Annotated in this window: 22 protein-coding genes; 5 read left to right on the top strand and 17 right to left on the bottom strand. The window is 48.8% G+C overall.

Going from position 1 to position 23,742, the window contains the following annotated elements:
• Positions 1 to 37: 37 nt before the first annotated feature.
• The 4 genes from HH301_RS14920 to HH301_RS14935 are packed head-to-tail and all read right to left on the bottom strand — an operon-like array spanning position 38 to position 2,869.
• Positions 38 to 334, bottom strand: a complete 297-nt coding sequence (locus HH301_RS14920) for a DUF1244 domain-containing protein (RefSeq protein WP_169569824.1) — start codon at positions 332 to 334, stop codon at positions 38 to 40.
• A 26-nt stretch (positions 335 to 360) separates the two neighbouring features.
• Positions 361 to 1,497, bottom strand: coding sequence for a carboxylate-amine ligase (locus tag HH301_RS14925; protein ID WP_169569976.1), 1,137 nt, complete (start codon positions 1,495 to 1,497; stop codon positions 361 to 363).
• A gap of 7 nt (positions 1,498 to 1,504) precedes the next feature.
• Positions 1,505 to 2,323, bottom strand: a complete 819-nt coding sequence (locus HH301_RS14930; RefSeq protein ID WP_169569825.1) for an N-formylglutamate amidohydrolase — start codon at positions 2,321 to 2,323, stop codon at positions 1,505 to 1,507.
• 45 nt (positions 2,324 to 2,368) lie between these two features.
• Positions 2,369 to 2,869 (bottom strand): hypothetical protein, encoded by a 501-nt coding sequence (locus HH301_RS14935; protein ID WP_169569826.1) that lies wholly within the window; start codon positions 2,867 to 2,869, stop codon positions 2,369 to 2,371.
• Between the two features lie 157 nt (positions 2,870 to 3,026).
• On the opposite strand from HH301_RS14935, the gene pyk reads away from it, so the two are divergent.
• The gene (gene pyk / locus HH301_RS14940) at positions 3,027 to 4,463 is read left to right on the top strand and encodes a pyruvate kinase (RefSeq protein WP_169569827.1); all 1,437 of its coding nucleotides are present in this window, start codon (positions 3,027 to 3,029) and stop codon (positions 4,461 to 4,463) included.
• 1 nt (position 4,464) lies between these two features.
• Here the strand turns inward: pyk and HH301_RS14945 are convergent, their stop codons facing one another.
• From HH301_RS14945 to HH301_RS14980, 8 genes are all read right to left on the bottom strand, one after another.
• A complete protein-coding gene (locus HH301_RS14945) occupies positions 4,465 to 5,067 on the bottom strand; it encodes a hypothetical protein (protein WP_169569828.1) in 603 nt (200 codons plus the stop codon).
• Between the two features lie 73 nt (positions 5,068 to 5,140).
• Positions 5,141 to 6,436, bottom strand: coding sequence for a glycolate oxidase subunit GlcF (gene glcF / locus HH301_RS14950; RefSeq protein ID WP_169569829.1), 1,296 nt, complete (start codon positions 6,434 to 6,436; stop codon positions 5,141 to 5,143).
• Positions 6,436 to 7,671: an FAD-binding protein gene (locus HH301_RS14955; RefSeq protein WP_169569830.1), complete on the bottom strand. Its 1,236-nt coding sequence runs from the start codon at positions 7,669 to 7,671 to the stop codon at positions 6,436 to 6,438. Before HH301_RS14955 ends, glcF begins: the two co-directional genes overlap by 1 nt.
• 3 nt (positions 7,672 to 7,674) lie before the next feature.
• Positions 7,675 to 9,159, bottom strand: a complete 1,485-nt coding sequence (locus HH301_RS14960; RefSeq protein ID WP_169569977.1) for an FAD-linked oxidase C-terminal domain-containing protein — start codon at positions 9,157 to 9,159, stop codon at positions 7,675 to 7,677.
• A gap of 152 nt (positions 9,160 to 9,311) precedes the next feature.
• Positions 9,312 to 9,437: a type B 50S ribosomal protein L36 gene (ykgO, locus tag HH301_RS14965; RefSeq protein ID WP_169544712.1), complete on the bottom strand. Its 126-nt coding sequence runs from the start codon at positions 9,435 to 9,437 to the stop codon at positions 9,312 to 9,314.
• Between the two features lie 126 nt (positions 9,438 to 9,563).
• A complete protein-coding gene (locus HH301_RS14970) occupies positions 9,564 to 10,505 on the bottom strand; it encodes a methyltransferase domain-containing protein (RefSeq protein WP_169569831.1) in 942 nt (313 codons plus the stop codon).
• 112 nt (positions 10,506 to 10,617) lie between these two features.
• Positions 10,618 to 12,219, bottom strand: coding sequence for a class I adenylate-forming enzyme family protein (locus tag HH301_RS14975; RefSeq protein ID WP_169569832.1), 1,602 nt, complete (start codon positions 12,217 to 12,219; stop codon positions 10,618 to 10,620).
• A 63-nt stretch (positions 12,220 to 12,282) separates the two neighbouring features.
• On the bottom strand, positions 12,283 to 13,794 hold the full coding sequence (locus HH301_RS14980) for a bifunctional metallophosphatase/5'-nucleotidase (RefSeq protein ID WP_169569833.1): 1,512 nt from the start codon (positions 13,792 to 13,794) through the stop codon (positions 12,283 to 12,285).
• Between the two features lie 76 nt (positions 13,795 to 13,870).
• On the opposite strand from HH301_RS14980, the gene HH301_RS14985 reads away from it, so the two are divergent.
• Positions 13,871 to 14,299, top strand: coding sequence for an HIT family protein (locus HH301_RS14985; protein WP_169569834.1), 429 nt, complete (start codon positions 13,871 to 13,873; stop codon positions 14,297 to 14,299).
• Here HH301_RS14985 and HH301_RS14990 read toward each other — a convergent pair.
• Complete coding sequence (locus HH301_RS14990; RefSeq protein ID WP_169569835.1) at positions 14,291 to 15,349, bottom strand: DUF2332 domain-containing protein; 1,059 nt, start codon at positions 15,347 to 15,349, stop codon at positions 14,291 to 14,293. The two genes, HH301_RS14985 and HH301_RS14990, sit on opposite strands and share 9 nt — an antisense overlap.
• A 116-nt stretch (positions 15,350 to 15,465) precedes the next feature.
• Between HH301_RS14990 and HH301_RS14995 the strand changes: the two genes are divergently transcribed.
• Complete coding sequence (locus HH301_RS14995) at positions 15,466 to 16,626, top strand: sensor histidine kinase (protein ID WP_169569836.1); 1,161 nt, start codon at positions 15,466 to 15,468, stop codon at positions 16,624 to 16,626.
• Between the two features lie 13 nt (positions 16,627 to 16,639).
• Here the strand turns inward: HH301_RS14995 and HH301_RS15000 are convergent, their stop codons facing one another.
• A complete protein-coding gene (locus HH301_RS15000) occupies positions 16,640 to 17,293 on the bottom strand; it encodes a TetR/AcrR family transcriptional regulator (RefSeq protein ID WP_169569837.1) in 654 nt (217 codons plus the stop codon).
• Between the two features lie 512 nt (positions 17,294 to 17,805).
• Between HH301_RS15000 and HH301_RS15005 the strand changes: the two genes are divergently transcribed.
• On the top strand, positions 17,806 to 18,708 hold the full coding sequence (locus HH301_RS15005) for an alpha/beta fold hydrolase (RefSeq protein WP_169569838.1): 903 nt from the start codon (positions 17,806 to 17,808) through the stop codon (positions 18,706 to 18,708).
• An 85-nt stretch (positions 18,709 to 18,793) separates the two neighbouring features.
• Here the strand turns inward: HH301_RS15005 and HH301_RS15010 are convergent, their stop codons facing one another.
• Together HH301_RS15010 and HH301_RS15015 are read right to left on the bottom strand one after the other, a co-directional pair.
• Positions 18,794 to 19,258, bottom strand: coding sequence for a MaoC family dehydratase (locus HH301_RS15010; RefSeq protein ID WP_169569839.1), 465 nt, complete (start codon positions 19,256 to 19,258; stop codon positions 18,794 to 18,796).
• A gap of 13 nt (positions 19,259 to 19,271) precedes the next feature.
• Positions 19,272 to 20,417 carry an acyl-CoA dehydrogenase family protein gene (locus HH301_RS15015; RefSeq protein ID WP_169569840.1) on the bottom strand — a complete coding sequence of 382 codons (1,146 nt, stop codon included), beginning with the start codon at positions 20,415 to 20,417 and terminating at the stop codon, positions 19,272 to 19,274.
• A gap of 199 nt (positions 20,418 to 20,616) precedes the next feature.
• Here HH301_RS15015 and HH301_RS15020 point away from each other — a divergent pair, with 199 nt between their 5' ends.
• Positions 20,617 to 21,567 carry a LysR family transcriptional regulator gene (locus HH301_RS15020; protein WP_169569841.1) on the top strand — a complete coding sequence of 317 codons (951 nt, stop codon included), beginning with the start codon at positions 20,617 to 20,619 and terminating at the stop codon, positions 21,565 to 21,567.
• On the opposite strand, the gene HH301_RS15025 is transcribed toward HH301_RS15020, so the two are convergent.
• Positions 21,533 to 23,566 (bottom strand): NADPH-dependent 2,4-dienoyl-CoA reductase, encoded by a 2,034-nt coding sequence (locus HH301_RS15025; RefSeq protein WP_169569842.1) that lies wholly within the window; start codon positions 23,564 to 23,566, stop codon positions 21,533 to 21,535. The genes HH301_RS15020 and HH301_RS15025 overlap by 35 nt on opposite strands.
• Positions 23,567 to 23,742 lie beyond the last annotated feature (176 nt).

Genomic DNA, 23,742 nt, shown 5'->3' on the forward strand with positions numbered 1-23,742 from the left:
ATTTGCATGCTTTCGCTAGTCCCCGATTGGAATATTTTTAGTCCTTAGGCCTGTTTTGCTCAAAATCTTTCAATTGACCGGCGCTGGCTTCAGTCTGGTATTTATCCTTCCACTCCGAATAGGGCATACCATAAACGATCTCCCTGGCTCTTTCCTTATCCAATTCCACGCCCTTATCGGTCGCAGCCTCTTGATACCAACGGGACAGACAATTCCGGCAAAACCCCGCCAAATTCATTAAATCGATATTCTGAACGTCGGTTCGTTCCTGAAGATGATCACGCAAACGCCGAAACGCCGCAGCCTGAAGCTCTAATTCTGTTTGATCTGTCATTCCAACTCTCCCTAATTTTGTTCTTTTCAACCTAAGCCGGAAATAGTTTCCTGCAAGACCTGATCAACTACTTTTTGAAGCGATGTCTTCAGATCCTCACCTGCATCCTGTGAAGCCTTAAATGTCGCCAGCTGCCGATCGGCCGATGTTCCTCGGGAAATAATCGTGCGAGCGTGCAAGACTTCATCAAGACACCCAAGCGCTTCCGCATCTTCTCGAACAAGTTCGATTATCTCTTCTATCAGGTCTGAAACTGGGACCTGATCAATAATCCCAAGGTCAATTAGTTTCCCCTCAACACCAAATCGCTGCGCGAGCCATCGGTTTTCTGCCACCAGAGTTCGAGGATAAATCCGCCAGCGCTGATTATTCCGGCGAAGCCGATAAAGCATGCGAAGCAAACTGGAATAGATCGCTGCGATACAAAGGGCATCCTCCATCAGCGTGCAGACGTCGGTCATCCGCATTTCCAAAGTTGGAAACTTGCCAGAGGGGCGCAAATCCCACCAAATCTTTGACCCCTCTTCGATGGCTCCGGCCTCAACCATCACATTGATCAGACGCTCATATTCACCAAAACTTTCAAACCGATCGGGGATCCCGGTTCTGGGCAAACTATCGAACACACTTAACCGATAGGATTTCAGGCCACTCACCTCACCCCGCCAAAAAGGAGAAGATGTACTGAGCGCCAAGAGATGCGGCAGGAAGTATGAGATCTGGTTCATCAGATCAATCCTAAGTTCCGGCTCCTCAACCGCGCAATGAACATGCATCCCGCAGATCATCAATCGCCTGACAACAGCCTGCAAATCCCGGGCAATCACATCATAGCGCTCTTTGGCTGTATGCTTGAGAAGGTGCCAATCTGCAAACGGATGAGTGGAGGCAGCCATCAATCCAAGGCCATGCTTTTGCGCCACATCAGAAACCGTAGAGCGAAGCTCACTTAAGGCTTCGCGCGCCTCCCCCACGTTATGACAAACGCATGTCCCAATTTCGATCTGGGATCTTAAGAATTCAGGCGTCACCTGATGATGTGGGAGACGCCTCTCACATTCTTCCAGGATGGCTGAAGGTGGATCAATTGCAAGATCCCGTGTCTCTGGATCCACCAGAAGATATTCTTCCTCAATCCCGATCGTAAATGTAGGTTCCTTGATCGACATCTTAAGCAGCGTCCCCGAGAAGTCTTTTTTCAATTTGCCGAAGAAGGTCCGCAATGAGATTGGCCCATTGCTCAGCCCCATGATGTGTATCGATAAGATCCTGCCTGATCTCAATGACAACATGCGGAATATCGCGCTTGGTACCATGTTCGTTCATCGTGTAACCGAGAGGCTCACGCGCTGAGTAAGGTTCATTATCACCAACAACCAAAGCCGCATTTTTTTTCAAAATTTCGAGCATGGGAAGCGCGATCCGACCATCCTGATCCCACAGAACCCCGATATGCCAAGGTCGTTCGAAATCATTCATGATCGGCGTAAAACTATGCATGGAGATAACTATTGGTGTCTCTGTCAGGTTTAACAGATCATCCAGCATTTTGGTAATTTGGTCATGGTAAGGCTGAAAATAAGTCTCTATCCGCCTCGAACGCTCGACCTCCGATACATCCTTATTGGCAGGGACCACAACACCATCACTTACATAGGGCGTAGACGATGGATCATCGGGATAACGATTGGCATCAATCAAAAGGCGAGAAAAACAGGAAAAGATAGCTGGGCAATCCAGTTTTTCAGCCAATCTCTTCGTGACATCCTCAATCCCGATATCCCAAGCCACATGCCGGCGCAGCAAGGATACGTCCTCAATCCCAAGGTTTTTGTAGTCCTCTGGGATGTGACGGCTGGCATGATCTGCAATCAGAAAGATTGGCGATTTGCTGTGTTCGTTTAACGTATAAAAAGAGTCAGGCATTTCAGGTTTACGGATCTGGCTTACTGGGATCGGTTCAAAGAACTCAATATAGGCGATAATCACTACCCCTGAAAAGCAGGCAATTTCGATCTGGAATTCTAATTGATGTTACTGGTGCCAGCGCTCTTCAATCGCCATCGCGATCCCGAGGAAATCTGCGTCTTGTTCCATCATGCCATCTGGTGCAAGCCACCAATCTGTCATCTCATTATTGAAATAGGCAACCGGATCAGCAATTCCGGACGCTTCCAACTCGGACAAGCGGGTCACCGCCCAGCTGTAGGTGTATTTTTTACCAGTTTGCTCACTCCGAAGGCGCAGATCCTCCAGATACTCAGCCGCCTTTCGGGCCGGTATGGAAGGTTTATGATCCCGTTTGAACGGTCCTGCAGAAACGTTTGGTTCGGCCCGGTCGATCTGAAAAGCTTCGCTCGACTTTTTCTTCCATCGATGCAGACTTAGTCTCATCCAAGGAATAAATTGAAAGCGGATGAGGGCGACGCAAAACCCAATGCCATCGGCACCTGCATAGAGCAACCGAACAAGCTGCCGCTTCAGTCCAACACGGAAGTACCACCGAATCTGTCTATCTGGAAATCCACTTTTCATGGAAATAAGTTTGTGACTTTTTAGTATTAATTATTTCCTAACAATCTCGAAAATTGAGAAACTTTTTGAGGAAAAACACTAGATATACTAAATATTACAGTCAGATAGTCTGGTTACCCTACCCATACGCTGGAACAAAAGGACTTGTGATCAAACCATGCGCCGCCAACGAAAAACCAAAATTCTCGCCACACTAGGCCCTGCTAGCTCCTCCCCTGAGATGGTGGAGAAACTACACCTAGCTGGGGTCGACGTCTTTCGCCTGAATTTCAGCCACGGTGAGCATGCAGATCACAAAGCCAGGTATGACACCATACGGGCACTAGAAGAAAAACAAGGTCGCCCCATCGGGATACTTGCCGATCTGCAAGGCCCAAAAATCCGGATCGGCACTTTTGCGGATGGCCCAATCAAGCTGGAAGATGGCGATAAGTTCACGCTCGATTTGCAAGATAAGCCCGGCGACAAAACCCGCGTTTCCCTCCCTCACCCCAAAGTCATGGAGTCACTAGAGGTTGGTACTGAACTCCTTCTTGATGACGGCAAACTCCGGCTGAAAGTCCTCAAAGCCTCTCCTGAAACTGCTGATTGTGAAGTTATGGTTGGCGGGAAATTATCGGATCGCAAAGGGGTCAATATTCCAAACGCCATTGTGAAAATGAGTGCGCTGACGGAAAAGGACCGTCGGGATCTGGATTTTGCACTAGAACTTGGTGTTGACTGGGTTGCCCTCAGTTTCGTGCAGCGCCCTGAAGATGTCGCCGAAATCAAAAAAATTGTCTCAGGCCGGGCCGGGGTTATGGCCAAAATCGAAAAACCCGCAGCTGTAGATGAACTGGATGGCATTATCGAACTGGCAGATGCAATCATGGTTGCACGCGGGGATCTGGGCGTAGAAATCCCTCTACAAAAGGTCCCGTCCATTCAAAAAAACATCATCAGTGTCGCAAGGGAGGCCGGAAAACCGGTTGTCGTTGCGACCCAAATGCTGGAAAGCATGATTACCTCTCCCGTGCCAACCCGGGCGGAGGTTACCGACGTCGCCAACGCGATCTACGACGGGGCTGATGCGGTGATGCTGTCTGCTGAAAGTGCAGCGGGTGAATATCCTTATGAAGCCGTCTCGACCATGAGTAACATTGCCGAAGAGACCGAACTTGACGTCAATTACCAGAAACGGATGGATAACCAGCATGGCATACTAGAAGCAACGACTGCCGATGCGATCAGTGCGGCAGCCTCCCAAGTTGCCCGAACAATCAATGCGACCTCCATCGTTACTTATACAACGTCAGGCTCCACTGCCCTTCGCGCCGCGCGGGAGCGGGGCACGACACCAATACTCGCACTTACGCCATCGTTGCCAACTGCGCGTAGACTGGCCATTGTCTGGGGCTTGCATTGCGTCCATACGGAAGATGCTGCAAACTTTGCCGACATGGTCGAAAAAGCCTGCAACATCTGCTTCAAGGAAGGCTTCGCCAGACCTGGGGAGCGGATCGTCATCATGGCGGGCGTTCCTTTCGGTACGCCTGGCTCCACAAACATCCTCCGCATTGCCTGGGTCGGCGAAAAAACCCTCAATCTGGACTAAATTAAGCGTTTCGTGCTTTAACTTTCACAAATCGCAATAATACCATTCCAGCCCCAAAAAACAGCAACAATGCTGGCGGAAGTGGAACCGCTGGCATGTCGATATCGCCATTTTCTGAGGTGATGATGTAAACAATACTGCCATCCGCATTGGTACTGGATGTATTGCTATAATGCGTTCCAACGATATATGACCAAATAGCCGTGGCAGATGAATAAGTTGCAGTTTGAGCATTTACTTGCGCTGGATCATCTGAAGGCCCCTGCGGCATAATAAAGGTTATATTCCCGCCTGTATCGACACCATTAATCCCAAAATCAACGCACCACTCCAAAAAACTAGAAATTTGATCAGATAAGGCTGTTGTGAGATTTTCAAGCTGATCATTTGGCAAGCTAAGAAAATCACTTTCCTCATCACAGCCATCAAACAACTCAACACAGGAACCATCAACAAACTCTACATCATAGAATTTGTCACCGGCTTGAAGCCCCGTAATCTTGACTAAGGTATTATCTTTAATAAGAAGCGTCGCAGCATAACTTTGTGAAGCCACCCAAAAGTACGCCAAAGCCAAACCCATAAAACAAACAACCACGCGCATCGCAATCTCCTACACCAATACTCAACTATAGGGTTTAACGACGCGAATTCGGGTTTTATGAAAATATAAAGCTTTAATTCTCCAGTTTTTCTGGTTTTGGGCCACCACTTGCCCAATCCAGAAGCTGCACAGTATGAACCACTGGCAGATCCATGCCGGAGGCAATCTGCTCAATACAGCCGATATTACCGGCAGAAACCAGGTCCGGTTTTACGGATCGGATATTGCGGACTTTCCGTTCTTTCAAGCGCTTGGAAAGTTCTGGTTGCAACAGGTTGTAAGTGCCAGCGGATCCGCAGCAAATATGTGCTTCGGGTAGGGTTTTTACAGTAAAACCGGCTTTTTCCAGAAGCATTTTAGGGGGTTGAATAACCTTCTGGCCATGCTGAAGGGAACAGGCGGAATGATAAGCAACGACCAAGTCCGAGCTGAAATTCGATGTTTCGAGCTCCAAATCCATCAAGTACTCAGTCACATCTTTTGCAAGTTTTGACAATTGCTCTGCCTTCTTGGCGACTTCGGGCTCATCGTGTTGGAAAAGGTGTCCGTAATCCTTCACAGTCGTCCCGCAGCCAGAGGTATTGATGATAACTGCATCCAGCTTGCCAGCCTCTATTTCCGCTGACCAAGCTTCGACATTTTTTCGGGCCAGCGCCTTGGCGGGATCCTCTTGCCCCATATGCAAAGGCAACGCCCCACAGCAACCTGCGCTTTCGGGAATAACCACTTCTATCCCATGACGGGTTAGCAAGCGGATCGTCGCATCATTGATATCGGGGGAGAGAACCTTCTGCGCACACCCCGTCATCAAGATCACCCGGCCATTTGATGAGCCACCGATCGCTTTATGCTTAGGCGTTTCATCGAGAAGGGATCTGGAAGGCAACCGGCTTGGCGCCATTTCGAGCATAGCCCGAAGCCGTCCTGAAAAAACCGATTTGAACGGCTTTGCAAAACCCGCAGCAAACAGAGACAGGCGAAACATATTTGGCCGCACCAATAAGACGCTCAGCATTTTTCGCAGCAGCCGGTCAATGAGTGGGCGATCATATGTCTCATCTACATAGGCTCTCGCATGATCCAGCAGATGCATATAGTCCACGCCTGAGGGACAGGTTGTCATGCAGGAGAAACAGGATAAGCACCGATCCAGGTGGGTCACCGTTTCTTCAGGTGCAGGCGCCTCATTTTGCAGCATTTGCTGAATGAGATAGATACGCCCACGGGGACTATCCCGCTCGTCTCCCAGTTCGGTATATGTCGGGCAGGTCGCCGTGCAGAACCCACAATGCACACACTTCCTCAGGATATCATTGGATTCCTGGAATTTTGGGTCGGCCAGTTGGGCAAGGGAAAAATCGGTCTTCATCAGGCATCTCCCCCACTCACCGGATACATGCGACCTGGATTGAGGATCCGATAGGGATCAAACCCTTCGCGGATTTTCTCGGTAATTCGCATTTTTATGGGATCCAACGGCTGGAACACACCTGCTTTGAGTCTTAAGTCTTCTGGTGCCCGCATCAAAGTCGCATGACCACCATTTCGAATTTCACCACGAATGACTTCTGCCCCGGCAAGCGGTGTGTCAGCTGGAACAGAAAGCCAGATAAGCCCCCCAGCCCAGTCCAAATAATATATGAGATCAGGAATAGATTGTCCTAATCGGAATAGATATTCCGCAGTATCAGACGGCGGCAAGGAGACACGCCAGACTAATCTTTGTTGATCAGCTGCAAATGGTGTTACGCTGGCTGTTGCCGACCAGAATTTCCGGGATCGCATGCCATGCAGTTCCTCAATCTCGCCGGCTTCCTTGAACATTTCTTTCAAGGCATCATTGCGATGAGCGACGGAGGGCGGCGCACCTTCAATCAGCAAGGCCGTAATTGGCTGATCCTGATCACTCACATAATCCAGATCATAAGCCTTCGTCATGTTGGCTGGAATATAAGCGGTCGAAACGACTTCATGTACTGAGGACATCGCATCTCGCATGGTCAGCACCGCAGCACCTGTCCCTTGCCCATAAATCAGGATCGTTCGTACCTTTTCCGGGTTTGGCAAAACCTTGAAGGTAAAATCTGTGCAGACGGTTACGGTTCCGTAAGATCCCGCAACCAATTTACAGAGATCATATCCGGTCACATTTTTCATGACCCGGCTACCGGTTTGGAAGGCCTGACCACGACCGGTAACGCCTTGTACGCCCAACAAGTGATCTCGCGCAGCGCCTGCACGGTTCCGTGAAGATCCGGACAGGTTAGCATTAAACACGCCACCAAGTGTGGATAGCCCCGCTTCCTTGCCATAAAGCGGCCCCAAGTCCGGTGGGGAAAACGCCAGCCGCTGGTTGTTGGCCAGGAGTTCAGCCTCAATATCCGACAAGGCAGCTCCCGCGCCTGCCTGCATGACCAGTTCACCTGGCTCATACATTTTAATATCCTTGAGACCTTTTAGGGACAGGGTATGTTCTGCCTCAACAGGCAGGCCAAGCTCATTCTTGCTGCCAGACCCCTCGATTTTAAGTGGGGTCTTTTCGGCGCTCGCCCATTCCAGGAGTTCCAGAACCTGGGCATCTGAGGAAACTTCAAATAACGACATGTCTTAGAACCTGGGAATATCTGGGAAAGGAATTTGGCCTTCATGCACATGCATTTTGCCAAGTTCAGCACAACGATGCAGAACCGGAAAGACTTTGCCGGGATTAAGTCGTCCATCTGGATCGAAAGCACATTTCAATCGCTGCTGCTGCTTCAGATCATCCTCAGAGAACATCTCTCCCATCAGGTCGCGCTTCTCAATGCCAACCCCATGTTCGCCAGTCAGCACACCACCAACCTCAACACACAGCTTGAGAATATCAGCACCGAACTGTTCGCATTTTTCCAACTCGCCTGGCTCATTGGCATCAAACAGGATCAGCGGATGCAAATTTCCGTCCCCAGCGTGAAAAACGTTCGCTACCCGGAGCCCATAATGGGCGGAGAGCTCGTTCATCCGCTTCAAGACATAAGGTAGCTGCCCGCGGGGAATTGTACCGTCCATACACATGTAATCTGGCGAAATTCGGCCTACAGCGGGAAACGCAGCTTTTCGTCCCGCCCAGAAGGTCATGCGTTCTTCTTCACTCTGACTTTGCTTAATAACCGTAGCGCCGCATTCTTTTGCGATCTTACCTATCTTCTCGTTGTTATACTCAATTTCCACTTCTGGACCATCCAGCTCAACGATAAGGAGCGCCTCCACATCCAATGGATACCCGGCGTGACAGAATTCTTCGGCAGCGTGAATGGCATAGCGATCCATCATCTCCATACCGGCAGGAATAATACCGGCCCCGATGATCTGGCCCACGCATTCACCAGCCTGCTCGCTAGAGGGAAAACCAATTAATTGCGCGGTGACAAATTCCGGACTTTTCAAAATTCGAACGGTGACTTCGGTGATCACACCGAGAAGCCCTTCAGATCCGGTCACGATCCCCAGAAGATCATAGCCTTCCGCATCCAGATGCTTACCCCCAAGACGGATAATCTCACCATCCATGGTTACCATCTCGACACCCAGCACATTATTGGTGGTCAGGCCGTATTTCAGGCAATGAACACCGCCGGAATTTTCTGCAATATTGCCCCCGATAGTACAGGCAATTTGACTGGATGGATCAGGCGCATAATAAAAGCCATCGCTTTTCACAGCTTCTGTAATCGCCAGATTGGTCACACCCGGCTGCACGACGGCACAGCGGTTATCATAATCGAGCTCAAGAATTTTATTAAACTTGCCGAGGCCCAACAGCACACCATCTGCCAGTGGTAGCGCACCTCCAGACAAGGACGTTCCAGCACCGCGCGGCACCACATTGACGCCTTCGGCAGCGCAAAATTTAAGGATCTCCGCAATCTCTTCTTTGGTTTCAGGAAGCACGGCAATCATTGGCAATTGACGGTAGGCACTTAACCCATCACATTCAAAAGCCCTAAGTCCTGCTTCCTCATCAATGACTGCTTCTGGGTTGCGAACCAGTTCACGAAGTTGCTCAACCAGATATCCCCGCTTGGCTAGAACATCTTCATCCGGTTTCGGCATCATTACCATGGAGAATCCTCCCTATTGCTCAGACTCACTATTATAGGGACCTTTCAGGCACAAAAAAACCGCTACTGCGGTACAGAGCGGCTTTTTTCACCATCCAGAAACCCGGAAACCGGGCTTCCTTGTTTTCCAAGGTCAATCGGAGCTTAGCCCTGACGTGCCTTGAAACGTGGGTTTGTTTTGTTAATCACGTAGACACGTCCTTTACGACGAACTACGCGGCAATCGCGATGACGCTTTTTCGCAGATTTCAGCGAGTTAATTACTTTCATGACACAGGTCCCAAAAATCTGTTCTGAATTTGAAGGCCGGAACATACTCACCGATCCTTCATATGTCAATGCGGAAAAGGCAGAAACATTGCCATTTTTCACATCAGTCGAATTTTATTGAAATTTCTAGACGATTTCCGGTGGTACGCGCGCGTAAATCCTAAAGACTTTAAGCGCACCACTTTCCATAGCTTTCACTCGGGCGGTCCACAGCTCACCCTCTTTCAACACCCAATCATGCAAGTGACCACTTTTGGCACCAGCGCTTGTTTTCTGGGCATATTCAGCAAATGCTTTCAACACATTCGCCCTGTATTCATCTGTGGTATCTTCGGCGATGCTCACCTCAAACCCAGCTTTGGTCAACAGTGTCCGCGCTTCCTGGACTTCTAACAAATGTGGTTTTTTGGGCTCCATTTCATACCATTCCAGAAGAGCTGGATGATCAAGAGAAACCCCTTCCACCATATAGTCAGACATCATGAATTGCCCTTCATTCTTCATCATTGAGTGAATCCGGGCAAAACAGGCGGCTTTATTCTTTACTGTGAACAGCGCTTCAGATGCGTAAGCTACATTTGCAGATTTTGGTTTCGGGTCAAATTCTTCAAAATCACATTTATGGAATCTCAGAAAACGGGAATTCCCCGCCATCTTGGTCATTTCATTTGAAGCATTGACCAGGTCCTGATCTTCTTCATAGCCATCCACATAGGCTTCAAACTTTTCATTCACCCAATGGGCAAAGCCGCCGAGACCAGAGCCAAGCTCCACAACACTCAGTGTTTTGTTGATGCCGAGTGGGTTTGTCAGCTTTTGCTTGGTTGTATCTGGAACACAGCGGGTCATCCCATCGCCAAATAAAGTGACAACGGATTTGCGGCGACTTAAGGACCAGCCATGAACGGTTGGTGGCCCATCATCTTCAATGGGCAAGTCTTCAGCCTCGGTTACGACAAGCTTCCGTTTTTCCTGAAGCTCGTAACCTTCCCACCAAAGCTTTAGCCGTTCCTTCAAAGGAACCTTGGCTGCTGGTTGTTCCTTTACTTCGCCAGCATCAGCGCCCATTACTTCCGCACCTTTTAAGTGTCACGCGTTGTGATCCATCCTTTTCTTAATATATCCTGTGGATAATGTCAGATAATTATTAACCATGTGTAAATTAAAAAACCAACACTATTTAGCTAACTGATTGTTTAATATACTCATCTCTGAGTTCTCGTTTGAGGATCTTGCCAATTGTACTACGGGGTAAATCGTCTCGGGTCACAATTCCGGACACCCGCTGTGTTTTACCAAGCCGCTCATTGACCCAAACCTGGATATCATCCTCACTTGATTTTGCATTTGGAGCAAGCACGACCAGCCCCAAAGGTGTTTCTCCCCATTCCTCACTCGGAATCGCGATAACAGCCACATCGGTCACCTCAGGATGACGGATTAATTCCGCTTCAATATCAGCGGCGTAGATGTTGAAACCACCTGAAAGGATCATGTCTTTCTTTCGGTCCAACAGATATAGAAATCCATCCTCATCCAGCCGACCCATATCTCCACTTCGGAAGAAGATCCGTCCATCAGGATGTTTCCAGATCATTTCATCGGTTAAATCCTGACGATTATGGTAACCGGTCATCATGGCATCAGACCGTCCGACAATCTCTCCAATTTCACCCTGGGGCAAAACTTCACCCTCTTCATTAATGATCAGGACTTCCGCTCCCATCCCGGGCTGCCCAACAGAGGCCAGCTTATCAGGATTTTCTGTTGCGTTGAGGACAGTCCCAATCCCCCCTTCTGTCAGGCCATAAACCTCAATCAGCTTACCGGGCCAACGCTCAAGCGCATCCCGCTTCACGTGCTCACGTAGCGGCGCACTTGTAGAAAGCTTTAGCTGGCAATGACTGAGATCATAGTCATCGAACTTTTCATACGCCAGGATCCGTTGATATTGAACTGGAACCAGCATTGTATGAGTGGCTTTCTCTTGTTCAGCCAACCGCAAATATTCTTCCACATTGAACTTAGGCATCAACACAACGCGCCCGCCAAGAGCCAAGGTCGGCAGCATGGCAACCAGCGTGGTATTTGAGTAAAGAGCCGTCGCGATCATAGTCGTCGCCCCCTTCTCCAGACCCATCTGACTGAAGCGTAGCACATGCTGATAGCGCATATAATGGCTCTGCTCGATCCCCTTGGGAACGCCAGTTGTGCCGGAACTGTATATCAGGTTAAAGGCGTCCTCTGGCTGAATATCCGCAACATGGACATCTGTAGGCATCGGCTCGATGACATCTTTGAAACTAGCCCAACCCTCTTTATCAAAATCAAAAGCAATATAGGCATCTTTCGCCAACCCATTCAGTTTGCCCATGAAAGGTTCGATCAGATCCAAAGTTGAGCTCGAGGCAAAAAGAAGTTTGGAGCCGCTGTCCTCTATCATGCCCGCCAGCTGTTCACTAGACGCCATCCCAGAGAGGGGCACAATACAAACGCCTGCCTGCAATCCTCCCAGATAAACAGTGACATATTCCCGGCTACTTCTGGCAAGAATTGCAATCTTGTCACCACGACCAAGGCCCCGGCTCGTCAAGAAGTTCGCGACTTTATTAACATCCAGAATAAGTTCGGCCCAAGTAACGCCTGCGCCTTCGACCTGCAGTACCTCCAATTCAGGGGCTTCCGTGGCGGATTGCTGAAACAAGAGTGGATAGGCGACAAAACCAGCTTCCAGATCATAAGGGCTGGAATTTTCCGCATTCTGAATGGACGCTGAACTCATGGTATCCTCCGTTATCTTTATTTTTGAAACGGAGGATACCCTCAAGGTCACGCTTTGCAAAGGCTAGTTTGCAAAGCCAGGTTTCACACCACCTTTTTTCTCAATGAAATTCATAACGGTGCTTGCCATTAACTCACCTGCGGCTTTGTCAATGAGGACCTTTGAGGCTTTCAGCATGGCATACCCATCGCCGCCGCCAGCAACATAGTCGTTGGTTGCAATTGTATAGGTTGCCGCTGGATCGATTTGCTTGCCTGCCACCTGAACGGAGGTCACTCTTGACCCTGATGGTTTGGACACATCATAGCTATATTCAAGACCGGAGAATTGCCCGAACCGGCCGGCTCCCTCCTCTACCTTGGAAACACTATGCTCAACCAGATCTTTGAGGGCTTTTCCGGAAATCTCCAACTTCACCGTGACATTACCGAATGGCAGTTCTGTCAGAATATCCTTGCGGGTCAGAACGGTCCCCGCCGCATATTCACGATCACCCCGAATACCCCCGCCATTGGTGAAGCCAATATCTGCATCCACTTCTTCTTTCATGGCATGAGCAATCAGCACGCCAAAATCGGTACTTTTGGTCCGAACTGTCGTCCGACGTGTATCCAGATCAATCTCGGTTGGACCGACCGGAATCTCCAATTTTGCATCCAACTCTTTTTGATAGCTCGCCACAACAGAACCTACGTCTGCATCTGGGTTTATCGAAGTTGTTGCGATTAACTTCCAACTGGGGACAATAGACAGGTATGGTTTGCCGCGTTTTTCTTTTCTCTCAACCAGAAGATCCACAACCCCGAGATATCTGAGATCAGATCCTGCCTGCAGGATAACCGTGTTCTTCTCTTTGGTTGCAAAAGCCTTATGATCGTGCCCACCGAGAAGCACATCAATCCCGTCAACTTCCTCAGCCAAACGAAGGTCATCCGATAGCGCCATATGCGTTAAAGCAATGACAATATCCGCCCCTTCTGCTTTCAGCTTGGCAACCATCCGCTCAGCCGCAGGGATTATGTCTTCAAACGCGACCGCCTTTCCAGGTGATGAAAGGTAAACAGTATCAGGTGTTGTTAGTCCGAAAACACCGACCTTAAACCCGCCCATATCCTGGATCATCATCTCCTGGTTCCCAAGTGCCTCAACGCCCGCCGCGACGGAAACGTTGCTGGCGAGCCAGGGAAATTTGGCTTCCTTCAACCGATCCCGTGTAACATCAGGTCCAAAGTCAAACTCATGATTCCCGATAACGGCGACATCCACCTTCAGGAGGTTGAGCATCTCAATCATCTCAACGCCATGAGAAAGCCCGGACATGAGTGACGGCGAAATGAGATCTCCTCCAAATGTGGTCAAACTGTTTGGGCTGCGCTCCCGTTCCATCTGGATCAGTGTCGATAGTTCTGGAAACCCACCAAACCCACTTTTTCCGGAGATTTCTCCCATATCGTTCGTATGCAGAAATGTCAGGCGAACCTCCTCCGCCCGCCCAATGCCAACGCCCATAAACAGGATCAGCAAAACCCCAATAAATGCTCTACTTCTCTTCAGCCCCAACTTTAATTTTGTCATTTCATCCTCACCTGAATTCACTTGCCAGAACCCGCTACCACCCTATACCCATATAAGGGGTCAAGGATGACCAAGAATGCAGGGAAAGGAAAGTCTGTTGTTTAACCTCCATCCACAACTGGCCAACGATACGGTTACTCTCGGCACTTATGGCATCAGCAAGCTTCTCTTAATGAAAGATGCGCGTTACCCTTGGCTCATTCTGGTTCCGATGCGGCAGGGACTTACAGAATTACATGAATTGACTGCTTCAGATTACGACGATGTTGCTGACGCAATCCGGGCCTTAAGCGATAAGGTGAAATCATTATTTCAGGCTGATAAAATCAATGTGGGTATGCTAGGCAACCTGGTTCCCCAACTCCATATCCATATCATCGCCAGGAACCAAAGTGACCCGGCCTGGCCAGGCCCCGTCTGGGGACAGGGAAAAGCGGTCCCCTATGAAGACAAAGCCCTAATCCAACGAATAGATCTCATATCAAACCACTTAAAACTAAATTAACCAGTTAATCCACCTTCCATGGTAATCGCCTCTTGCCAGCTTAACTGTTTCACCGCCTGGCCAAAGGGTTAAGCTCAAAGCAGCTCCTGGCTCCTCACCATCAGCTTCGAAGCTCAACCAGGCCAGAGGTGCAGTTTCACTCGCTTGGTTCCCGGCTCTTTCAAGCAGGGCTCGCCCGGCTTGTTGTCTCTCGTTTGGGAAATATTGCCAGGCTATTGTATTATAAATCACATGCACAGTCCCATCGACTGGGTCTCTCAAACGATCCTCCAACCACTCAATTGCGTCTCCCTGATAAACCGGTTTAAGATCCTCTGTAGATAAAAGCATCTCTATGCCCGCCGCAGTTCTTTCCATCCGGTCCTGTTGATCTGGCCAAATGTAAGACATCAAGCGCAGTCGTTCCTCCTTGGATTCTAAATTGACGGGCTTCAGATCTACAGCTGCGCGATCTACCACCTCTACGTCACAAAGAGGCGGCAATATGCCTTTAACTTCTGGCTCAAGACTGACTTTGCTGTTTGAATCGCCCCAGCTCCGGCCCGCAAAATCATAGTGAAACTGATCCCAAATCTGATTAAGACCGGCACTGGCCCCGAGCTCTGAGATTTTAAAGCGTTGCAATCCGGTTCGCTTGCATGTCTCCATAAATCCAGGCAGCAAAATTGCAGAGCGCCGTATTTCATTTGTTTGGGGGGCACTATCAAGCCAATGATCGACAAAATCTTCATTTTGAGAAATGGCTTCCACCACGGCTTTCCATAACGCTTCCTTCGGCAAGTCAAGATGATGCGGCGGATAAACGGCTGCTAGGCCTGGTGCTTTTTCAAAAAGAACCAACGCGTGCAATGCACCAGCTAGTCGCAAAGGCACCGAATGGCTTTGAGAACTTAAGTCTCCATCCCAGTGGATCATCCTTTGCCAGACACGCCCCTCCATCGGCAAATGTGCCGCAACGACCTCGAACAATGTGGCACTAAACTCTGATCCCAACATCCGACAGGATTTTGCCTGGGAGATAAGTGCAGTTTTCAATCTTATTTCGCTCATTCAGCTCCTTTACATCAACGTTTTAGTAATATTCTCGAGTTAATCTGACTTAAGACAGGTTTTAGTCAAATATGAAGAAAAGCCGCTAATTTGTTATTTTTTCAAAGATTGCAGCCATGGATGAAGTCAGATTTATAATCAACAGTGTTTGGGCGCTTCTGTTTTTAAGCATTACCCTTTATTTCATCCGGAAATCAAAGTGGTTTCCGTCAACCGATCGCGGAATGCCAATTCTGATTATGGGATTTACCGCGCTGACAATCGGATCGGTGGTCGCAATTATTTGTGTTACCCCAGCCCTGTTTAATGGGCACTTTACCTTAGAACAACTTGCCAATTACTATATCATCGCAGATGTCATTCGCGCAATTGGTGTTTTAATTATCATCAATGGCATCATTATGTGGTCAAGAGCTCTGCTGACACAATACCAGCTCGTGAAAGAGAAGCAGGAGCTGGAAAATCGTGTCTCCAAGCAAAGTGACCTGCTAGCCTCTCAGTCCCGCGACCTTGAAATTCGAACAATAGATTATCTGGAGCAGAAAGACGCAACGATTGAGGCTGAAAAATCGAAAACCAATTTCCTGCGCAACACCAGCCATGAGTTTCGGACACCCCTAAATGCAATTATTGGCCTATCTGACCTGTTGATGGAAGGAAAGGTTTCCTCACGCGAAGAGCAACGTGAATTTGCCCGCATGATCTCAGATTCAGGACGCAAACTCCTCAAGATCATTGATACATTATTGGATATTGCACGGATCAAGTCCGGAGAATATATCGCCAACTCAAAACCCGGCGTTCTGCGCGAAGTCATTGATCAATGTGTCAGCCTGCATTTACCAAAAGCGCACGCAAAATCTATTCAGTTCCGGCATATTCCGGAAAATGATGAAAAGATCATGGCCTTTTTCGATGCCAACGCAACGCATCACATCCTAAGCAAATTAATCGTCAATGCGATCACCTTCTCTCCCAGAGAAACAACGATTACAATCAAGATAGACCAGGAACAATCTGATTATATCAGAGTCATTGTAACTGATCAGGGGCCCGGCATTCCTCAGGAACACCTCAAGTCTGTCTTTGAAATCTTTAACCGTGCCGAACGGTGGCAGCACCGCGGAAACGAGGGAACCGGACTTGGTCTTGCCCTGTCTTTAAAAATGGCGCAAATCCAGGATGGGTTATTGGAAATTCAGAGCGATGGTGAGACCGGTACAACCTGTATTCTGTCACTGCCTTCATGCGAGAGTGCTCTGCAAAAAACGGCCTAGAAACGAGTTCAGTTTAATCCTGATCTAAAACCGGCTTAATCTCAATCAAGCCAACACGGATGAGAATGCTCTGAATGTAGTTTGCCTTCACAACCCTAAAGAGACGCTCCACGTCTTCTTCGGTCTCAGCAAACATCTTGCGAAGCGCAAGTCCCCTCAAAATGACAAGAAGAGACGCTCTCCAGGAGATTTTCTCAGCATCTTCAGCGTCAAAATCGTGAATAAGCTTCAACCACTGGGCATCCCTTTTGATCTCCAACGTTGAAAGCGCTTCGCGGATGGAGTCTGACATTTCGGGGTTCAGTCGGCCGTTAACGGCGAGTTCCATGAAAACGGCGTAAGTGTCACTTTTATACCCGTCCCAATAAATATCGACAATTTGCTCCAGCCTCTCAAGGCGTTCAACAGTCTGTAAACCCTTGTGATCAAGTTGGGCAGTCATGTCATCCACGACCTTGATCACGACTTCGCGCAACAACTCATAGGGACTGGAAAAGTGATATTGGACGGCACCACGGGTCAACCCGGCCATTTCTGCAACTTCTGCTGTCGTGAATTTGGAGGCGCCCTTGTCCCTGATCAACTCAAATGCAGCCAGAATCAGTTTAGATCGAGTTTCCTCGCGCCGTTGTTGTTGTGTTCTGCGCTGAGGTGCCTGCGCTCCCATACTCGATATCCCTCAGTTGTCATTCCACCCGTTATCTCTCGAGCGTTGTTTACCGTTGTTTTTGTTATTTAATAAACAAAATCATCCTACAGATTTCCAATTCCATTTCAATAGCCATCAATTTTGAAAAAAAATGACAAAAAGTCAAAATTCCTCTTGATACATTCATTCATGAATGTTAGTTTCATTTTCAAGAAGAACAATAAGGGGGAACTAGTCAGTGCAGGGTGTGCGTCTAAAACCCCCAACCTTATGTTTTCTTCCTTGATTACTCTGCTGGGCTTTCTCAGGATCCAAGCTGTTATTGATGGGATCACTACTGCTTAGATCATTACACGTCTCCAAGACAAAAAGCCTCCCCTGGTAAACCGAGAAGCCCAGCAACCTTTCTTCCGAATACTATGTTACTTTGTGTCTCGATCCGATCCATTGATTTGATCTCAGCCTTTACCTCCCCTGCCCTTAAAAGATAATGTTGAGAACCCACTCAACCATTCTGTCCGGGGAGTTTTATGACAACGGAACTTAACCATATAAAGGCGGGTTGCCTTAATGTCGCTTATCGCGATTCAGGCCCTTCTGAAGCCCCTGTCGCAATTCTGCTGCATGGCTTCCCCTATGACATATGTAGCTATAATGAAGTCTCAAGGATCCTTAACGGGCGCGGCATCCGGACAATCACACCTTATCTTCGCGGTTATGGCGCAACTGAATTTCTGTCACCAGACATTCCTCGCTCTGGTGAGCAAGCGGCACTTGGATCCGACTTACTCGCCCTGATGGACGCACTTTCACTTTCAGATGCAGTTGTCGCTGGCTATGACTGGGGCGGACGCGCAGCCTGTATAGTATCAGCGCTATGGCCTGATCGTGTCAGCGGTCTGGTCAGTGGCGGTGCAGGCTATAATATCCAGGATATTAAAAACTCCGCGAAGCCAATTAACCCTGAAGACGAAGTTCGGTATTGGTATCAGTATTATTTTCATTTGGATCGGGGTCGCAATGCGCTCAGAGACAATCGAAAAGAACTCTGCAAATTCATATGGAAGTTATGGTCGCCTAGTTGGGAATTTGACGACAAGACATATGAGGAAACAGCCGCGTCTTTTGAAAATGGCGATTTTGTTGACGTCGTTGTCCATTCCTACCGCCATCGATTTGCGAATATAGCGGGAGACCCAAAATTTGCTGATATAGAAGAAAAACTCGCTCGCCAACCGCTCATCACTGTTCCATCCATCATCCTACAAGGCGCAGACGATACGGTCGACCCTCCCACAGATATAGATACAGCAAAGGCTCATTTCACAGGCCCATATGAACGGCATATTCTAGCCGGAGTTGGTCACAACATACCTCAGGAAGCGCCGCAGGAATTTGCAAAAGCTGTGGAAAAGCTGATCCATAAAGACTGAGCTTTCGATCAAGCTTCTATTGCAATAAAAAAGCCAGTATCTATTCATAAAGATACTGGCCAATCTTCATACTGTTTGGGCTGATCTAGTCTTCGTCGCGACACTTCACCATGCGAAGTGGGGTATACTCGATTGCGACGGTGCCATCCTGCTTGGTGATTTTGTTCCGCGTCCGGACAAGCCCTCGCCCCTTGCGACTATTGCTTTTTCGCGATTCAATCACCTCACACTCAACATGGATCGTATCCCCGGCAAAAACAGGACCTTTAACGTCCAGTTCCATATTCAGAAATGCGAGCCCGGTATATTGCATGGTTGATTGCACAAGCAGCCCTTCTGCAAAAGAATAGACAAGCGCACCAGGAGCCACACGCCCCCGAATATCGGAATGTTTCTCCAGGTATTCTGTGTTCATAAACAACACTTCCTGCATTCCGGTTGCGTTGATGAAATTGACGATATCCGCTTCTGTCACAGTGCGACCAATGGTTTGAAATTGACGGCCGAGTGGCAAATCCTCGAAGAAAAGTCCTAATCCAACAGTTTCCATGGTCAAAACTCCCTTAATCTGCGAAAGCCAGTCGGCCGATGATGTTCCGCTGGATCTGGTTTGTGCCTTCAACAATCTTCAATACCTTGGCATCCCGGAAATACCGACCGATTGGATATTCGGATGAAATGCCCGCCGCACCAAAAAGCTGAACGGCATTTTCAGCAACCGTCATTGCTGTATCCGTTGCAAACAACTTGGACATCGCCGCCATGCCAGCAAGGTCATTGCCGCGAATACCATCATTCACCATTGCAGCGGCTTTATAGACCATAAGGCGGGAAGCCTCGGTTTGAGTTTCCATATCCGCAATCATCCAGCGCACGCCCTGAAAATCCGAAATGGCCTGACCAAAGGCCCGGCGCTCCCGAATGAAAGCTTTTGTATGATCAATCGCACCTTGAGCAAGACCAACGGCTCGCGCCCCAATATAAGGGCGGGATTTGTTGAAGGCCTCCATGACGATTTTGAAACCCTTACCCTCTGGACCCAATCGGGCACTTTCGGGCACAAAGCAATCATTAAAAAAGAGCGGATTTGACGGCACACCCCGTGCCCCCATTTTATCCTCTTTTTTGCCAACCTCGAAACCTGGTGTTCCCCGGTCAACGATAAACATATTGATGTTACCAGTCCCATGCGCGTCACCAACCTTCGCCGCAACAACGACAAAGTCAGATACTTCCGCATTCGTACACCAGATTTTCTGGCCGTTAATGACATAGCCACCATCTTTTGGAACCGCACGAGTTTTAATGCCCGCAACGTCAGACCCACTTTGCGGCTCTGTTGTTGAGAAACAGCCTCGCAAATCACCCGACGCCAGGCCAGGAAGATACTTCTCTTTCTGCTCTTTACTGCCGCCGGCAAGAATGGCACCAAAAGGCAGCCACTGAACCAACAAAAGATAAGCCGTGTTATAGCAAATCCGGCCAAGCTCCTCGATCGCCAGGCAGCAGGAAATGCTATCTTCTGTTCCGCCATATTCTTCGGGGAACGGCAATGTGAACAGTCCCAACTCTTTTAATAGGTCATACATGTCCTGAGGATATTCAGCCGTCTTGTCGATATCGTTCGCGCGGGGCGCAACTTTCTCATTAGCCACGCGACGGACAAGATCCCGCACGGCCCGTTGATCTTCTGTCAGTTCAAAATTCATGAGGCTCTACTTTGTTTTTTGTTTGGATCACTCTTCCTATCAACTGTCTCAGCAGCTTTGCATAGTAAAGAGGAAATTGGGTAGGTTGGAAACAGGGCTCGTCCTACCTTGTCGTTATTTTTTCTAACTATCTCAAAATATTGAGGCATCATCCAATATATTATTCGACAAATTTTGATATATTTTATATATCACCTTAATGCCTGATATTCGCCAACTTCGACAGTTCATTGCGGTTGCTGAGGAAAAACACTTCCGAATTGCCGCTGATCGACTGCACATGACCCAACCTCCTTTAAGTATGGCCATTCGCAAACTTGAGGAGGAATTAGGTGTCATATTACTTAGCAGAACCCGTAAAAAAGTTGAGCTCACAAGTGCGGGGCAAGTTTTCCTGAAAGGCGCTTATGAAACCCTCGAGCGGATGGAGGCACTTGAAAAGGATACAAAACGTGCAGCTCAAGGATTGATTGGAAAGCTGTCAATTGGATTTTCCGGCTCCGCCATTTATGAGGCTTTGCCCGTCAGTATTCGGCGATTCAGACGCTCCTACCCCCATATCCAGCTGGATATCACAGAAATGTCGACCCTTAGCCAGATAGAAGCAATGCTCAAAGGTAATCTGGACATTGGACTGTTACGCCCACCGATCTCTAATGACAGTTTGTTTGTTTTGTACCCTCTGCGGGTTGAGCAAATGGTCATCGCCATGCCAACAACACATCCTCTGGCCCGAGCCAAGAAAATCCACCTTCAGGATTTTGCGGACGAAGATTTTATAACCTTCGCACCAGAAACCTCGCCCAATTTGCACAATTTGGTATTCAAAGCCTGTGCCGATGCAGGGTTTATTCCGCGGATTTCTCAAACCGCACCGCAGATCCAAACCCATATCAGCCTGGCCTCTGCCGGGCTAGGGGTTGCTCTGGTTCCGGAATGTGCGAGCCGCATTACACATCCCAATGTCACTTTCCGCTATTTTGAGGATGATGGAGAGGAGTTGCGAACGACCATGTCCATTGCAACACACCGCCTCACCTCTAATGCGATCGCTCAGGCATTCATTCGGACCTGTGCTCCTGAGGAGCCAAAATCTGGCTATAGCTTGATTTCAGCTACACTGCCGCCGCCAGATATGACGCCTGATTAATGGCGCGTTTGGCATCCAGCTCCAGCGCTTCATAGGCACCGCCCACCAGAGTGGCTTCCACACCCTCAGCTTTCAAGGCGTCATAAAGACGTCGATCCGGCTCTTGCCCCGCACAGATGATAATCGTATCCACATCCAGAACCTGATACTCCCCCTGAATGGTCAAATGCAGGCCCTGATCATCTATTTTCTGGTAGTCACACCCATTGACCATCTTAACCTTCCGTCGGTTAAGGGAAATTCTGTGGGTCCAACCGGTTGTCCGCCCAAGCCCGCGGCCAACGGGTGTATCCTTTCGCTGCATCAAATATATTTCCCGGTCCGCCGCGGCGACTTCCGGTGTCACACCGGTTACCCCACCACGTGGATGGTTTTCAAAATCAATTCCCCATTCCTTGGCAAATATATCTCTATCCAGTGAAGCAGATTTACCTTTATGGGAAATCAGCTCAGCGACATCGAACCCGATCCCTCCAGCACCGATGATGGCGACCTTCTTCCCAACGGGGGCATTGCCTCTGATCACATCGATATAGCTCACAACTTTCTTGTGATCGATACCAGGAATGTCTGGTGTTCTCGGCATGATTCCAGTGGCAACGACCACTTCATCATAACCCGCTAATTTCAGCTCTTCCGCCGTCACATAATGATTGAGCTTTACCTCAATTTTGCGAACATCCATCATCCGGCCAAAATATCTGAGTGTCTCGTAAAACTCCTCTTTACCCGGGATTTTCTTTGCCAGGTTAAACTGACCGCCAATTTCCGAGGCTCCATCATAAAGTGTAACCTGATGGCCGCGACGCGCTGCTATCTCAGCATAGGCAAGCCCCGCCGGCCCAGCACCAACAACCGCAATGCGTTTAGGTGCGTCTGTCATCGGATAATTTAACTCTGTTTCATAACAGGCCCGCGGATTAACCAGGCAACTTGAAATCTGCCCTGTGAAGGTATGATCAAGGCAAGCCTGATTACAGGCAATGCAGGTATTTATCTCGTCTTCCCGTCCCTCGATGGTTTTTTTCACCAATTCAGGATCAGCAAGCATTGGGCGCGCCATGGAAACGATATCGGCATCCCCCCGCACCAGCACTTCTTCCGCTACATCGGGCATGTTGATGCGGTTGCTGGTAATTAACGGAACCGTGACCTCTTTACGAAGACGCCCTGTCACACTTGTAAAAGCCGCTCTTGGAACCATGGTTGCAATTGTTGGAACCGCTGCTTCATGCCAGGTAAAATGAGTACTGATGATATTGGCACCCGCTTTTTCAATCGCTTGAGCCAGAGTGACAACCTCCTCCCAGGACATTCCACCTTGCAGCATATCCATTGCCGCAATCCGGAAGATCAGAATGAATTCAGGGCCAACCGCCTCTCGAATTTGGCGGATACATTCAAGCGCAAACCGCATTCTGTTTTCAAATGGGCCGCCCCATTTATCTTTTCGCTGATTTGTCTTTTCGACCAAGAATGTACTAATTAAATAGCCAGCAGATCCAATAACCTCCACCCCGTCATAGCCAGCCTCCTGCGCTTTGACGGCGCAATTGACGATATCGGCAAGCTGCTTTTCCACACCGGCTTCATCCAGTTCAATCGGTGCAGATCTCGCGATACGGGAGCGAACGGGTGATGGGGCTACCGGTTCCGGATTACGGGCGAGCGGTCCCATATGCAGGATCTGCATGCAAATCTTCACATCAGGATCTGCCGCATGAACCGCATCCGTGATCAGTTTATGTTCGGCTGCTTCCTCCGATGTAGAGAGTTTGGGCCCAGCTCCGCCTTCCACATTTGGTGAAATTCCGCCCGTGATGATCATGCCAACACCACCGGCTGCTCGCTCGGCATAATAAGTGGCCATGCGTTCATACCCATGCTCAGCCTCTTCCAGGCCCGTATGCATGGATCCCATCAGAATCCGGTTCTTGATTGTCGTAAACCCGAGATCCAATGGCTCGAAAATATGTGGATATTTGTTTTTCCCGTTCATGCTCAGCCCCTGTTTGCTGGCCCATTCTTGTTTATTTCACTGGCCTGCAGGTGTTATTTTCTTTATTTTAAGAGTTTATTATTCCGAAAGATATTTTACAATATAATACATCTTCCGGGCGAACTTCATGGGGGTGAAGTGAAAAATCAGCTTCTAAAAGACCTGGGTAACTTGAA

The organism is Sneathiella limimaris (assembly GCF_012932565.1).
Classification (GTDB): Bacteria; Pseudomonadota; Alphaproteobacteria; order Sneathiellales; family Sneathiellaceae; genus Sneathiella; species Sneathiella limimaris.